Raw genomic sequence first — 14,905 nt, forward strand, 5'->3', positions numbered from 1 at the left:
TTAAAGTTTACAAAGTGACCTATGATGTCTGATTTATTTAGCTCTCAGTTGAATCGTGATAAGTACTTCCATAGCCATACCCATATCCATATGAATATCCATAGTTGTACTTATATATGTATTTTGAATAGTAGTAATTCAACCTACGTTGTTTGACACCATTCAGAACAATACCCTTTTCTTTTATGTTTAATTTTTCCAATATCTCCTCAATTAAACTGACTCCTTTTTTTCGTAATACTTTTGTATTAGCTACAACCATGAATATATCTGCATGTACAGAAAGGGTTAACGCATCATTCAATAATCCAAATGGAGGTGTGTCGATGATAACAAAATCGTATTCACTCTTAACTCGTTCAAATAATTGATCGATTTGCAATTTAAGTACTAATTCAGAAGGGTTTGGAGCAATTGGACCTGCAGAGATTATATCCAAATTCTGTATTCCCGGATTTCTAATTATTTCATTGAAACCTGATTTTCCAATAAGGCACGACGTTACCCCTATTTCGTTGGATATTTGAAACATTTTATGAATCTTAGGCTTATGTAAATCAAAATCCAGCAGAAGAACTTTCTTGTCAGACCTGGCTAATATCGTCGCAAGATTGACTGATGTAAAAGTTTTGCCTTCTCCTGGAAAAAAAGAAGAAATGAGTATCGTTTTTGATTTCTGCACATCGGCAGCCAAAAAAGACAGATTCGTTCTGATAGTCCTAAAACTTTCAGTAAGTTGGGACTTAGGGTTACTATCTACAGAGATTGAATAAGGCTGCATTTGTGACACATGAGGTACCCCTCCGATGAGGCTAAGATTTGTTATTTCGGACAACTCCTTGACCGTTTCAATTTTATCAAAGAAAAATGTACGCAAAAAGGCTATTACAAGCGCAAGAATTAATCCAGCGAGCAATGCCGTTGTTTTAATCTTTGTTTTATCCGGTCTAACAACTCCCAGGGATCTGGTTTCTTCAATGATTCTCACTTGCGGAATAATACCTGCTCTGGTGATTAAGGTATTCGTTTTCTTTTCTAAAAGATATAAATACATTTTGTTATTCACATCCAGCTCACGCTGGATATTCATGATATCTTGTGCAGATTTTGGGAGTTCGACAATTTTACCTCTATAATTACTCAACTCTTCATTTAAAAGTTCAATTTTTGAGATTATAGCAACCCGAAGATTCGAGAGGTAGAGTTTCACATCTCCTTTAAGTATTTGTATTTCTTTTCTCAAATTTTTATATCCAGTATTGTCCTCAGAGATTTGAGTCCTAAGAGTTTCCAATTTACTTTGCTTCATTCTCAATTCTGTTAACAAATCTGCAAGATTATTATCTGCCTTTTCTATATAGAAATACGGAGGTATTGTCCGGTCTTCATTTTCAGAACTCAAATACTTTTCAAGCAATGCAATAGAAGCTCTTTGTTCTTCAAATTCTCGAATTGCTTTATTAATTTCAAAGTATTCAACGAAGTACTGGCTGCTCTCCCGATCAATATCAAGTATAGCGTTGTTTTCTTTATAGTTTAAAATACTTGCTTCTTTTTCTTCAATAAATTGACGAACTGTATCAATTTGCTTTTGAATATTGTCAAGGGTATTCTGATTGACTTCAAGTTGAATTCTTTTGGAGTAGTCAACGTAAGTATTGCAAAGTGTATCGAGAAAGGCCGTTCCGCGGTTTGCAATTTCATCCGTTACTGACACATTCAAAATACTTGTAAATTCAATATTTTCTACTTGAATATTAGACTGGTATTTGGCAATCAAGTAATCTCTTGTGTGGACAACAATTTCATACTTTGACTTTTTAATAATATCAAGTCCATCATCATCAAACCCATAAAGTTTGTTAAGTGTAACGTGAAAGTGATCAGTCTTCAATTGTCTTTCAAACTCACCGGTATACTCTTCCTGGTTTCCATCCAATTCATAGATTAACTCATACCGATTCTCATCTAGAATTTCAATGCTAATCGGAATTTCAAATATTTTAGGATCCGAGACCACTACGTCACAATTAAACGGGAGAGTAAAATACACCTCTTGACGTCGTAATCTACCCACAATGAATTGTGAAACTTCAAGATCCATTTTATCAATCACCTCTCCTATTAGTCCTCTTGATTGGAGTATTCGTATCTGATTTTGTATGTCGGTATAAGTTGAGTAGGCTCCCAATCCTTGGTATATCTGATCTTGATAATCATATGTTTCGTTTGACTTCAACAACAGTTGTGCCTCTGCTCCATAAATATCAGTGAGACGATAAGTATATATATAGCCAATTATATAGGCAGTAAGTGGAATTAAAAAGATTATTGTCAAGTTCTTGATGAAAATTCTGCCTATCATCATCAAATCCTTGGTTTCGATAAGAGTATTTTTATGCTTCTGATTAATATTCATTTATATTGCGGAGACTTTTTGGTGGATTTACGTTCGAGTGCCGAAAATGTTACGTTGGGAAAAAAAGTTTTGCACTGTCCCAATTTTACCATTATATTTACTCACACGAGTTAAACATATACTTATTATGAGATTTATTTACAACCGCCAGTTACTTTGTCAAATGCTAGTTACTACTTGTTTGACTTGTATTATTGTTATTAGTACTACTGGCTATTCTCAAACTGGGGCAGGAGGAGTTGGAAATTCCTCGACACTTCCTCTATGGTTCGACGCAAATGAACTTAACCTTTCAACCGGTAGTCAAGTGTATCAATTCGATGACATATCTGGAAATAGCAACCATCTAACGCAGACGACTTCAACTCGTCGCCCCATCTTCAATGAAACCGGGTTAAATGGGTTGCCTGTTGTAACTTTTGATGGAGTTAACGATTATCTTACCAGAGGAGCAACTTCAGGTCTTGATGGCTCCAACCTAACTTATTTCGTTGTTTTTCAAAGAACATTAAACACTAACAGTTGTTTAATTGATGTTGGCTATACAGGTTACTTGTCAAAATGGAGTACTTATTCGTTATCAAACAATCGTCTTGTTAGTATCCATCGAAGCCCAGACAAGTTTGTTTATCACATTGATGGTGGGTCTCCAACATTTATTTCTGCTCATATAACACCAACCAACCTCAAACAATATCGTCAAGGTACTCTCCAACAGAGTTTAAATGCCACATATACGGCTGGTGTTGGACATAATTTGATAAGAGTAGGTGCATACAACTACAACTTGTCACCAGGGTATTATTTAAACGGCTTCATTGCCGAAATCATTGTGTTTAACACTGCTCTGAATAACTTGGAAAGAGTTATTGTTGAAAATTATCTAGGTACTAAATATGGTATGGCAGTTCCGTCAGATTTTTACGCTTACGAATCAACACACAATATCGGTTTGATAGGCATAGGCGACAATGGTCCTAATACACAAACTACAGCTCAGGGCTACGGAATACTAGGCCTTTCAGGAGCAACTGGAATGTCAGATAATGAATACTTAATGATTGCGCACACAAATGATGATTTGACTGACTTCACGACAACAGGTCTACCGCCTAGTTTACCCGGATATCAGTATTTTACCAGAACTTGGAGAGTCGGTGAAACTGGTGATGTTGGAAACGTGACTTTAACGTTTGACTTGAGTGGTGGAAATAATTTTGGAAATTCTTCCAGCTATAACTTATTGGTTGATAGTGATGACGATTTTACCAATGCAACAATTATAGCCGGTACGTACAATGGACTTAATCAAACTGTGTCGTTTACAGTCGATTTAAACGACGGTGAGTATTTTACGTTGTGTGGCCTTGAGGAAATTTTAGAAATTCACTCAATTACTTCTGATGTGTGGAGTAACCCTGCTACTTGGGATTGCGGCTGTATACCCGGGCCAAACGATCTTGTATATATTGACCCTTTTAATACTGTGACTGTGGACATTGATGCAGAAACTGACTATTTATCAGTAGAACCCAACGCCACATTAGAGATGTTATCACCAGTTACTCTAAGTATCCGCGGAGATTGGGATATAGTAGGTAGTATCAATTTTACGGATGGAGAAGTGGCGATGGTCGGAAGTACTGATCAATACGTTGATGCAGGTGGAAATAATGTAGCATTCCATGATATTGAAATCAACAATTCAGGCAGCGCCACTGTGACCTTTTACTTCAGTGAGTACACACTCAATGGTACTTTAACCTTGACGGAAGGGACACTAGATTTAACCGATCCTGGAACATCATTTATTATCAATTCCACTTCTGCCTCTGATGGAGGAAGAATTGGTGCTATTTTGGGTTCTTCATCTATTAATGGTGAGGTAAGCGTTCGTAGATTTATCCCAGCCGGTGCTGCCGACTGGAGAGATATTTGCTCGCCAGTTATTGGGTCAACATTTGTAGACTGGGATCCTGATCTAGCCATGAGTGGTCCTTCATTCCCTGATGGATGCGCTAGCGGAGGAGGTGATCCTTGTTACAAATCTGTTCGCTACACTATTAATGGGACAGAAAATTATGTATTGAATGTGAATGATCCAATTACAAATAGTAAGGGCTATTATTTATTTATGGGTGATGACCTCACGTCTTTCAGTGGAACGACATTAACAAGCACAGGAACAATTAATGGTCAATCTGATGTCGTAAAAGCTCTTACAACTGGGTGGTACTCTTTAGGTAATCCATTCGTTTCGCAAATTCTATTTTCGGCAGCGACTCGAACAAGTAACGTGGGGAATTATTTCTATGTCTATGACCACACCATTGGTGACTATCAATACTATGATGGCAGTACCGGTTTAGGCAGTATTCCTGAATTCGATAATGGGTTATTAGCTACAGGACAAGGATTTTGGGTCTATTTAAGTGGCGCTGGTACTCTTACCTTTCACCAATCTGACAAAACATCTCAAACCGCCACCTACATCCGCAGCTCTGAACTGGAAGCAGCTGACCATTCATTGTATGTTATATTGAAACAAGAAGGAACCACCTATCAAACCAGCGTGATGTTTGAAGCTTCTGATTTTAGTTCTGATGGGGCTGATAGTTTAGTTGACATGATGTATTTAGAAACTGGACATGAGAAGGCGCCGAGAATGTATGTGGAGTATCCGCAATACCAAATCCGCAAAAACTTTATTCAGAATGATCAACGTAACAAGTCGTTTGACTTGATGAATAAAATTAAAGCAGAAGGGTATTATACTTTATCATTGAATAATGTAGAAAATTTTGCTGATTATCGCTCTGTGCTGGTATATGATAAAATGACCGGTGAATTTATTGACCTCACGAAAGAACAACAATACGTATTCTACAGCGAGGTATATGAAGGATCAAGATTCACCATCATCTTCACTAACCTTGAACTTGTTCAGGCGTCATCAGTAGAGTCGTTAACTATCAATGAGTCAGGTGACGATCAAAATGAAAGTATCAGTATTTCTCAAATGGGACATGTGTTCGACCTAAATGTGAGTGAAGCATTATCACAATCATCCACCGTTCAATTCGTGAACTTGCTTGGTGAAACGGTATATTATGAAGAACAAATTCAGTTGGTACAAGGTAGCAATATATTCACCTTGCCTGCAGAATTAGTTGGAGTACACATTTTGGTAGTACGTACCGGAGATTCGGTTATTACCAGAAAAGTAGTACTCTAGAATAGAGTTAAAAAGTAAATGAAGAGCAATAATAAAAAACTTGTCTTAACAGGCGTTTGCCTGTTAGCCATGACAGCGCTCTACGCTATGCCCGGTCCCGGAGGAGGTCCTCCCGGTGGTGGCGGCCCTCCAGGCGGAGGCGGTCCCCCTTGCTGGCAGCCCCCTTGCATTCCGATTGACGGAGGAATTGGGGTGTTGATCGCGATGGGTGCAGCGTTGGGTGTGCGGAAATTGTACAACGGAATTAAATAATTGATTTTTAATTATTTAATTCTTGCTGGCGAACCGCCTGTTTTTTTATGTCCTCATTTTGGTATATGATTCGAATCATTGTTTTTTAGCTTTTTTTTACTCTCAAATGTATTTCGTATAGCAATTCATTGTATTTTCGTTGGCGTAATTGCTGATTGAAAAGACATGTCTGGCTTAAAAAAAATATTTATTGCTTTAATTTTCACCGGATTTGGACTACTGGTAAATGCGATGCCCGGACCCGCCACTAGCGGGCCTCCGGGTGGAGCCGCTCCAGCCGGGTCACCTGCCGGTGGTGGACCGCCATGCTGGAGTCCTCCGTGTATACCCATTGACGGGGGCATTGGAATTCTGCTAGCCGCAGGCGCAGTCATTGGAGCAAGAAAATTATATAAAGGAATGCACTAAGCGTTCCTTTTTTTATTTTTCAAAACCCGAACCGAAAAAGGAATAGACGAAAAGGTTTTTCTGTAAAGCATCGGTCACAATAAAAATTGATTTATTTCAATTTTGTTCTAACAGGTAGTTAATCAAGCGTGTGAAATCTCCAAAATAATCCAAAAGCACTTAATCCCGAAGGGAAGAAATATTACTACCCCTGTGTAATTTAAAAAGCCAGAATCCCGAAGGGATGACATAATACCCCGCCTTGATTTGTTTCGCGCTAATCCATCATCACATCAAATTGAAATCATCGTCACAAAGTTTTTTCTATATCCCAATCCCGAAGGGATGAAATATTACTACCCCTGTGTAATCTAAAAAGCCAGAATCCCGTAGGGATGACATAATACCCCGCCCTGATTTGTTTCGCGCTAATCCATCATCACATCAAATTGAAATCATCGTCACAAAGTTTTTTCCATATCCCAATCCCTAAGGGATGAAATATTACTACCCCTGTGTAATCTAAAAAGCCAGAATCCCGTAGGGATGACATAATACCCCGCCCTGATTTGTTTCGCGCTAATCCATCATCACATCAAATTGAAATCATCGTCACAAAGTTTTTTCCATATCCCAATTCCGAAGGGATGAAATATTACTACCCCTGTGTAATCTAAAAAGCCAGAATCCCGAAGGGATGACATTATACTACAACAACCTAATCTTTTTTGTACTTTTGAAGATTGGTAAACACGGTTCCGTCCATAGTTGATTTGCAATTTTTTTTTTTGCAAATTAATTTTCAAGATGGAAAGAAGATGGCACGGCACCATGTCAGCATAAGACAATGAGATCAATGAGTATAGATTTTAAGTATATAACCGGACAGCAATTTTATGGAATCATTCATTAAAAATCCGGTCGTTCGTTTTCTTTTCTGGGCATCGGTCGGATACCTGATCTGGCTGATGATTTATTACCTCTATATTAAAACACATACCAATTGGGATTATTATCTTGACTACAGCATTGTCTATCTCTCTCAATCCTTGTTTGATCTTTTGGGTATTGCCACTACTATTGAAATTGAAAGTGATCACGTGATTCTTCTCATGGACGGAGTAGTTAACACGGGCGTATGGGTGGGTGATGAATGTAACGGATTCAAATTATTTTCCATTTTCACCATTTTTATTTTGGCCTATCCCGGAAATTGGAAAACCAAAGCATGGTACATTCCTGTGGGCATTTTATTGATTCATTTTGCCAATATTATTCGTGTGATGGCATTGTTGGCTATTTATGAAAAGTGGCCTGAGTTTTTAGATTTCAATCATAATTACACCTTCACCATTTTTGTATACTCCATCATATTTATTTTGTGGATCAGATGGGCAAAAAAACACGGCAATGTCAAAAAAGCTTAGTCTGATATTGCTTGTTATACTCATTGTACTGCTTGGTTTTCTGAGAGATTATCTCTTTTTAAATATCAACTGGATTTATTTGAATCTAACCACAGGTCGCCCCAACCAAGCACTGCCTGAATTTCATTTTCTACTCCAATGGGAGGTGGCGTCTATAGAAAAATTAAAGTGGTTACTCACGGTGTTATTCACCCTTTTATTCTTACTCAACACGTGGCTGGTTATCCATTTGGCTTTTAGAAAAAAACTTTTCAACCTCATCACATTGGGGCTTTTTGCCTTGTTGTTTGCAGTATCCGGGGCACTTTATGTGGTGGCGTATTTCAGTGATTCAATGCGAGATTTATACGGTATAATCCGCACCTTAATGGGCATGGCGCAATCGTTCATGCCGCTCATGATTTTATTTGTACTGTTTAAATTTTTACCGGGCCAGAATCCGAAAAACACATAGAACCTTTTATTTTTGACTAAAACAATATACCACCATGGCAACACAAAAAGACAATGCAATTTTTGATTTGATTCAAAAAGAAAAAGAAAGACAACTGCACGGGATAGAATTAATTGCGTCAGAAAATTTTGTTAGTCAGCAAGTGCTGGATGCCATGGGTTCTATTCTGACCAATAAATATGCTGAAGGATTACCACATAAAAGATATTACGGAGGTTGTCAAGTTGTTGATTTGGTTGAAGACCTAGCCATTGATCGCTTGAAAAAACTCTTTGGAGCCACATGGGCAAACGTGCAGCCTCACTCAGGTTCGCAGGCCAATGCAGCGGTTATGCTGGCTTGTCTAAATGCCGGAGATAAAATTTTAGGATTTGATCTTTCACACGGCGGACATCTTACCCATGGTTCGCCTGTTAATTTTTCAGGCAAATTATATCAGACATCATTCTATGGGGTCAGCAAAGAAACCGGGCGTGTTGATTATGACGCCATGGAAAAAGTAGCCCTGCAAGAAAAACCAAAACTTATTATTTGTGGTGCATCAGCCTATTCACGTGATTGGGATTATGCTCGCATTCGTCAAATTGCAAATCAAGTTGGCGCTTTGGTATTAGCAGATATTTCACATCCGGCAGGTATGATTGCAACCAAATTATTGAACGACCCGTTGGATCACTGCCACATAGTAACAACAACTACGCACAAGACCTTGCGCGGACCACGAGGAGGAGTTATTATGCTGCGTCATGATTTTGAAAATCCATGGGGACACAAGACGCCAAAAGGTGAAATTAAATTAATGTCTACCCTGCTTGATGCTGCTGTATTTCCGGGAAGTCAAGGTGGACCATTAGAACATGTCATTGCAGCAAAAGCAGTTGCCTTTGGTGAAGCACTTGATCCGTCTTTTACAACTTACAATAAACAAGTTCAAACCAATGCCCGCGCCATGGCTGCTGAATTTGTAAATCGCGGTTATCATATTGTTTCAGGCGGAACAGATAATCACTGCATGCTTATTGATTTGCGCTCAAAAAACATCACAGGTAAAGATGCTGAGAATGCCTTGGTGAAAGCTGATATCACCGTGAATAAAAACATGGTGCCCTTTGATGATAAATCACCATTTGTTACTTCAGGCTTCCGTGTAGGTACGGCTGCAATCACAACACGTGGTATAAAAGAAGATAGCATTGCTGCAATCGTGAACCTCATTGATGCTGCTTTGATGAATAAAGACAATGATACCCGCTTGGCTGAAATTAAAAAAGATGTTCAGTACTTGGTGGGTAATCTTCCGTTATTTGCTTGGTAGAAACCTTTAGAGACAGGTCGTGACCTGTCCACAACAGTAAGGTTTTACAGCTAGACAGTTCACGTTTTCGTTCGGACAGGTCACGACCTGTCCCTACGGGCAATCACAATCATGCCCGCAGCTTTTATTGTTTTTCTTCTTTCTCATGGCAAGCCAAATCAAGTAAGCAATCGCCAGTAAAAAAAGACCATATACCAAAACGTGTTGTGTCATTTATGCTAAAGTTTGGTAGGCAATAAAGGCAACCAGATAAGCCAATGCTGTCATGTAAAAAAACTGAATCAAGGTCCATTTCAATGATCGGGTCTCTTTATAAGTAACCGCAATAGTACTAAAACATTGAAGTGAGAAGGCATAAAACGCCAAGAGAGAAATGCAGGTTGCCAAGGTAAAAATTGGCAAGCCTGATGCCTGATTTTTTTCCAACTTCAATCGCTCAGTCACCTTTAATTCTTCATCACTACCAATTGAATAAATAGTTGAAATTGTACCAACAAACACCTCACGGGCTGACAGAGATGATATAATGGCAATACCAATTTTCCAATCATATCCCAGCGGCGCAATACCCGGCTCAATTGCCTTTCCAATCATTCCTAAAAATGAGGTTTCTAATTGTCGTGCGGCGGTTAACGTTTCTTTTTCATCATCACTCAGGTTGGTATAATTTTCAGTCACAAAATCTTCAGCCGTATTAAAGTCATTCAAACCATTAGTTGCTAACACAAATAGTATGATTGAGGTAGCAACAATAATTTTTCCGGCATTCCATAAAAATGCTTTTACACTATTCCACACCGTAATCAACACATCTTTTAAACCCGGCATCAAATATTCAGGCATTTCAAGTATCAAGTAACTTTTAAATTCATTCTTCAGTATTTTATTAAACACCCAGGCGGCAAGCATGGCCATTAGCGTACCCGCCAAATACAAAGCCATCATGGCAATACCACGGGCATTAAAAATTCCTATCATTTCATCAGGCACCACCACGGCAATAATCACCACGTAAACCGGAATGCGGGCAGAGCATGTCAACAGCGGCGTTACCAAAATAGTAATTAGTCTTTCTTTTTTATTCTCAATCGTGCGGGCTGACATCAAGGCGGGTACTGCACAGGCAAAACCTGAAATCAGCGGCACAATGCTCTTTCCACTCATTCCAAATTTTTGCATCAAGCGGTCCATCAGGTAAACAATGCGCGGCATGTAGCCTGACTCTTCTAATACTGAAAACATGAAAAACAAAATAGCAATCTGCGGCACAAAAATTACAACACCACCTATACCCGGCACAATACCTTCAGTAACCAACCTCGCCAAATAGCCATCAGGCAGTGCATTCTCTATAGCGCCTGACAAGGTTGCAAATCCACTATCAATCCAGTCCATCGGGTATGATGCAAGCCAGAAGACTGATTGAAAAATAGTAAACAAAATCAATGCAAATAATACGTATCCCCACACCGGGTGCAGCAATAATTTATCTGCGCGCGTGGTAAAATCAACTGCTTTTTCTTTATTTGCTTCAACACAATTTTTAATTACCTGGTTAATGAATTTATAGCGCAGAATTGATTCATTCACTTTCCATTTTCTGGCCGGTAAGTCATTCTCTGCAATAAACTTTTTTTTCAGTGCATTGGTTTTCTCATCACCATGTCCTTCATCATCTTGCGCAATGAGTAAAAAAGCACGGTATTCATTTTTTACATGCACAATTTTTGCAAATTGGTGCAGCAAATCACGGTATTCAGTTTCAATGAAATGGTCGTTAGGGTAATGTGGGTTTTGGTTTTGCGCAATTAAATTTTTCAGGGTGTCAATACCTTCTTCCGTGCGGGCTGAAATTTTTACCACAGGCACCTTAAGTTCGGCTGAAAGTTTGTCTGCATCAATTTTAATTCCGCGCTTCTCAGCCAAGTCATGCATATTAATAGCAAGTATCATGGGTATACCCAAATCAAATACCTGATCAAACACGTACAAGGTGCGTTTCAAATTCACGGCAGATACAACCAATATAATTTTTTCAGGAAAATCAGCTGACTTGTTGTTGAGCAAATAATCCACCACCAATTCTTCATCTTTTGAATTAGGGTACAGGCTACTTATGCCGGGCAAATCAATCACCTCAAATTCATCACCGCCGGCATTTAGTTTGCCGCGTTTTTTATCAATAGTAACACCGGGGTAATTGCCTGTTTTTTGATTTAAACCACACAGTTTATTAAACAAGCTGGTTTTGCCAATATTCGCATTTCCAACCAGCGCCACTCGCCTTGTGCTGCCTGCCGGTTCAATTTCCATGTCTAAAAAATTCAGAAATTACTCAACATTGATAGCCACCGCCTCTGAGCGTCTAAGCGCAATGCGGTTCTCCCCTACCTGAATAAAAATAGGTCCGTTGAATGAAGCCTTGTTTACAATAAAAAAACTAGCTCCCGGCAAAATGCCATACTCCATTAACTTGGTCGCCACCGGGTTGTCTGTAATGCCCGTAATGCGTCCTTTTTTATTGATATCAAAATCAGTTAATCTCACAGCTGCATTCTTATTTAGAACAAATATAAATATTAAATACCTCTTAAAAAATGAAATTCATCAGGCACCTTGGTCAAATACCCTATTTGCGGTATTCTTTGTAGGCGCGTTATCCGGCTTTACATTTCAATAAGTCTCTGGTAAAAAAAGCCTTAGTCACATTTAATAGAGCTTCCGCCGGTCGCTTAATAAATGTGCAAAGGCAAAAATATTTTTTACCATTCGGCTTATTTTCATTTCAATCCGGCGCGTGGGTTAGCAAAAAAAAAAAGAGGCGTATTGCTACTCCTCTTTGTCCATTTTATTACACCGATTGTAGGTGCGTTTTTTCAATTTATTATTCGTAATACTGAATAATCAAATAACTACCATCCTCGTAATAATGAATCATGCTCATAAAATCATCAAAAAGCATAATGGTAATTTTCGCACCGTCACCATCGGTTATCTCCATTTCCTGGTAAGTATCACCGCTGTCGTTGGTACCTTCAGTAATTTCTGATGATTGCTGATACACATCACGGGTACCGTTAGCATTGTAAATTACAACATCGTTTTCATCGCCATAATTCAAAATAACGCGGTTGCTGGCGTCAGACATTTCACTCCATTCATTGGCCTCAAGGCCATATTCCGGAATGTCAACTGAGCAATACATGCGCACCTGTGAATAATTGCGTTCAAACTGATCAGGGTCTTGAGCATAAGCATTTGACCCTAACATAGCGCCAACAATTAGCGCCAAAGAGAAAAGGTATTTCATAATTAAAAGGTTTAAATTAGCACGTAACGAATGTACTAAAATCGTGCCTGAATTTTCAAAAAAATTTTAACTGACTTTCATCAAGCCAAACTCAACCCTTCGTTAATCTGTTTAAAATTGGAAATATTATGCGTATTTTTTTTTTTTGATATACAAGTCAACCAAAGTTTCCCATGTCAATGATTTAGAAAAAGTATGATCTCCATTTTATTCCAGCACCTTATTATTTCATTAAGATACCCGCACGTTTAGACGCAGGTCGCGACCTGCGCCTAAACGTGCGGGGAAAATTTTGCGTTAAATATTTTTTGGTTGCTCGGTATTTTGTTCTTGCTTATCCTTTTCTTCCTTATCAAAAACCTCGGTCAGCAAATAAGCCATAAGGGCAATCAACAAAATAAACAAAAACATGCGTTTGTCTTTGTACAGTGGTTTTTTAGGTCGTTTGGTGTAATGGTCATAGGCATGAGTCAGCCGTGAAAAGTCTTTATACTTCTCAATGGTTTCTTTGGTTGGCACCTTTTGATCCCCTTTTCTATTTATTTTATACTGTCTCATTACTTCCAGTCCTCCTTCATTTTTTCAAGGATTCTGTACAGTCTCATTTTCGCATTAGCCTCTGTGATACCGTAAAAATCGGCAATTTCTTTGAATGAATACTGCATAAAAAAACGCAGCTCAATAATTTCAGCATGTTCAGGTTTTAGCTTAGCCAACATGCGTATTAATTTTTCCTGATCCTCTTCACTTTCAATTTTTCCCAACTCACCTTCTTGCATCACATCTTTCACGTGTCGTTCTGAAATTTCAACCGTGGTATTTTTTTTCTTTGACCTGAACCACAAATTCACTTCGTTTGATGCAATGCGATACAACCAGGCTGAAAACGGAACGCCCCTATCTTCATATTTACCAATATTAAACATCACTTTCAGCATCGTTTCCTGACAAATATCGCCTGCTAAATCTTCATCCCCCACCCGTTTGAATATAAACAAATAAATGCGTTCAAAATATTTATCATAAATGGCGGCAAAGGCATTTTTATTTTGCTTCGCAGCCTCTACCAAAATTCGGTCGTCGGTTTGATATGTCTCTTTCTTAGCCTTCAGAGGTATTGGTTTTGTATCATTAATGCAATTGTTTTATAAAAGTAACAAAGTATTTTACCCAATAATCAAAATAAATAATTGCGTTGTCGTTCCCGTAGGGATGCCGATTCATCGCATCCCTACGGGAATATCCTATCCGAAACAAAACCTAATTCATCGTACCCCCCCCAATAACAATCATGAACCAATACCTTCGGGGCGCGGTAAATCGGTGCGGTGCGATAAATCGCGGTGCCGTAAATCGGGGCGCGATAAATCGGGGCGCGATAAATTGCGTCCCTACGGGAATATCCTATCCGAAACAAAACCTAATTCATCATACCCCCCCCAATAACAATCATGAACCAATACCTTCGGGGCGCGGTAAATCGGGGCGCGATAAATCGCGTCCCTACGTTTTTTATTCGTGAATTACGTATCGGAGAATGAAATCTCCATGATATTATTTCACCTTTAACATTCACGTTAGGGCGAATGCGATTCGCCCCTAAATTTATTCAATCATTCTTGTTCCATCAACTCAATTACCAGTTTGATAGATTCGAATGTTTCGTTCTTTATTCTTTGGAAATCTTCTTTTTTAAAAAATTTCACTTCGGTTATTCCTTCGTCCGTTTGCGGAACGGGATCAGTGTTCAAAATTTCTAGTTTCAGCAAATACCACCAAGTTTTTTTTAGCACGTGTTTACCCTTGTGTTCGTATGTATGCCAGGTGTTGGTAATGTGTTTTACAATAACGGGTTTTGGTATCCCACATTCTTCTACAATTTCTCTAACAGCACCTGCCTCAGGCGTTTCGCCTTTGTCAAGCTTACCTTTTGGAATGTCCCAAACGCCGTTTCGTTTAATAAATAAATAGGTATCTTTTAATCTTACCAAACCTCCGGCTGCCTGAATAAATTTATGGTTTGAAAAGTTTTGCATCAGTTCTGCTTCACTGTTTGCTTTGAATGTCACCGGTTTATTATCAACAAATACTTTGTACATTTGTGGT

14 protein-coding genes are annotated in these 14,905 nt (G+C 38.7%); 6 read left to right on the forward strand and 8 right to left on the reverse strand.

The window, feature by feature from the left end; genetic code table 11:
• Positions 1–37: 37 nt before the first annotated feature.
• Positions 38–2,419: a polysaccharide biosynthesis tyrosine autokinase gene (locus tag IPH66_10840; GenBank protein ID MBK7129845.1), complete on the reverse strand. Its 2,382-nt coding sequence runs from the start codon at positions 2,417–2,419 to the stop codon at positions 38–40.
• Positions 2,420–2,546: 127 nt separating this feature from the next.
• On the opposite strand from IPH66_10840, the gene IPH66_10845 reads away from it, so the two are divergent.
• The 6 genes from IPH66_10845 to IPH66_10870 all read left to right on the forward strand — a co-directional run bounded on the left by IPH66_10845 (position 2,547) and on the right by IPH66_10870 (position 9,489).
• Positions 2,547–5,654, forward strand: coding sequence for a T9SS type A sorting domain-containing protein (locus tag IPH66_10845; GenBank protein MBK7129846.1), 3,108 nt, complete (start codon positions 2,547–2,549; stop codon positions 5,652–5,654).
• An 18-nt stretch (positions 5,655–5,672) separates the two neighbouring features.
• Positions 5,673–5,906, forward strand: a complete 234-nt coding sequence (locus tag IPH66_10850) for a hypothetical protein (GenBank protein MBK7129847.1) — start codon at positions 5,673–5,675, stop codon at positions 5,904–5,906.
• 165 nt (positions 5,907–6,071) lie between these two features.
• Entirely contained in the window at positions 6,072–6,314 is a 243-nt protein-coding gene (locus IPH66_10855; GenBank protein ID MBK7129848.1) for a hypothetical protein, read from the forward strand.
• An 875-nt stretch (positions 6,315–7,189) separates the two neighbouring features.
• On the forward strand, positions 7,190–7,720 hold the full coding sequence (locus IPH66_10860) for an archaeosortase/exosortase family protein (protein MBK7129849.1): 531 nt from the start codon (positions 7,190–7,192) through the stop codon (positions 7,718–7,720).
• Entirely contained in the window at positions 7,704–8,174 is a 471-nt protein-coding gene (locus IPH66_10865) for a hypothetical protein (GenBank protein MBK7129850.1), read from the forward strand. Before IPH66_10860 ends, IPH66_10865 begins: the two co-directional genes overlap by 17 nt.
• A 34-nt stretch (positions 8,175–8,208) precedes the next feature.
• On the forward strand, positions 8,209–9,489 hold the full coding sequence (locus IPH66_10870) for a serine hydroxymethyltransferase (GenBank protein MBK7129851.1): 1,281 nt from the start codon (positions 8,209–8,211) through the stop codon (positions 9,487–9,489).
• A gap of 93 nt (positions 9,490–9,582) precedes the next feature.
• On the opposite strand, the gene IPH66_10875 is transcribed toward IPH66_10870, so the two are convergent.
• The 7 genes from IPH66_10875 to IPH66_10905 form a co-directional block, all read right to left on the reverse strand.
• Positions 9,583–9,702 carry a FeoB-associated Cys-rich membrane protein gene (locus IPH66_10875; protein MBK7129852.1) on the reverse strand — a complete coding sequence of 40 codons (120 nt, stop codon included), beginning with the start codon at positions 9,700–9,702 and terminating at the stop codon, positions 9,583–9,585.
• Positions 9,703–11,802, reverse strand: a complete 2,100-nt coding sequence (gene feoB / locus IPH66_10880; protein ID MBK7129853.1) for a ferrous iron transport protein B — start codon at positions 11,800–11,802, stop codon at positions 9,703–9,705.
• An 18-nt stretch (positions 11,803–11,820) separates the two neighbouring features.
• Positions 11,821–12,036, reverse strand: a complete 216-nt coding sequence (locus tag IPH66_10885; protein MBK7129854.1) for a ferrous iron transport protein A — start codon at positions 12,034–12,036, stop codon at positions 11,821–11,823.
• 337 nt (positions 12,037–12,373) lie between these two features.
• Positions 12,374–12,799, reverse strand: a complete 426-nt coding sequence (locus IPH66_10890; protein MBK7129855.1) for a hypothetical protein — start codon at positions 12,797–12,799, stop codon at positions 12,374–12,376.
• Positions 12,800–13,096: 297 nt separating this feature from the next.
• The gene (locus tag IPH66_10895; protein MBK7129856.1) at positions 13,097–13,357 is read right to left on the reverse strand and encodes a hypothetical protein; all 261 of its coding nucleotides are present in this window, start codon (positions 13,355–13,357) and stop codon (positions 13,097–13,099) included.
• Positions 13,357–13,869: a sigma-70 family RNA polymerase sigma factor gene (locus IPH66_10900; protein ID MBK7129857.1), complete on the reverse strand. Its 513-nt coding sequence runs from the start codon at positions 13,867–13,869 to the stop codon at positions 13,357–13,359. The genes IPH66_10895 and IPH66_10900 overlap by 1 nt, the downstream gene beginning before the upstream one ends.
• Positions 13,870–14,412: 543 nt before the next feature.
• Positions 14,413–14,898, reverse strand: a complete 486-nt coding sequence (locus IPH66_10905) for an NUDIX domain-containing protein (GenBank protein MBK7129858.1) — start codon at positions 14,896–14,898, stop codon at positions 14,413–14,415.
• Positions 14,899–14,905 lie beyond the last annotated feature (7 nt).

It is taken from the genome of Crocinitomicaceae bacterium, assembly GCA_016708105.1.
GTDB lineage: Bacteria > Bacteroidota > Bacteroidia > Flavobacteriales_D > Crocinitomicaceae > JADJGJ01.

Coding starts and splice junctions, on each gene's coding strand:
- IPH66_10870 (MBK7129851.1), top strand. CDS start 8,209: ATGGCAACACAAAAAGACAATGCAATTTTTGATTTGATTCAAAAAGAA.
- IPH66_10865 (MBK7129850.1), top strand. CDS start 7,704: ATGTCAAAAAAGCTTAGTCTGATATTGCTTGTTATACTCATTGTACTG.
- IPH66_10860 (MBK7129849.1), top strand. CDS start 7,190: ATGGAATCATTCATTAAAAATCCGGTCGTTCGTTTTCTTTTCTGGGCA.
- IPH66_10905 (MBK7129858.1), bottom strand. CDS start 14,898: ATGTACAAAGTATTTGTTGATAATAAACCGGTGACATTCAAAGCAAAC.
- IPH66_10890 (MBK7129855.1), bottom strand. CDS start 12,799: ATGAAATACCTTTTCTCTTTGGCGCTAATTGTTGGCGCTATGTTAGGG.
- IPH66_10855 (MBK7129848.1), top strand. CDS start 6,072: ATGTCTGGCTTAAAAAAAATATTTATTGCTTTAATTTTCACCGGATTT.
- IPH66_10895 (MBK7129856.1), bottom strand. CDS start 13,357: ATGAGACAGTATAAAATAAATAGAAAAGGGGATCAAAAGGTGCCAACC.
- feoB (MBK7129853.1), bottom strand. CDS start 11,802: ATGGAAATTGAACCGGCAGGCAGCACAAGGCGAGTGGCGCTGGTTGGA.
- IPH66_10840 (MBK7129845.1), bottom strand. CDS start 2,419: ATGAATATTAATCAGAAGCATAAAAATACTCTTATCGAAACCAAGGAT.
- IPH66_10845 (MBK7129846.1), top strand. CDS start 2,547: ATGAGATTTATTTACAACCGCCAGTTACTTTGTCAAATGCTAGTTACT.
- IPH66_10850 (MBK7129847.1), top strand. CDS start 5,673: ATGAAGAGCAATAATAAAAAACTTGTCTTAACAGGCGTTTGCCTGTTA.
- IPH66_10875 (MBK7129852.1), bottom strand. CDS start 9,702: ATGACACAACACGTTTTGGTATATGGTCTTTTTTTACTGGCGATTGCT.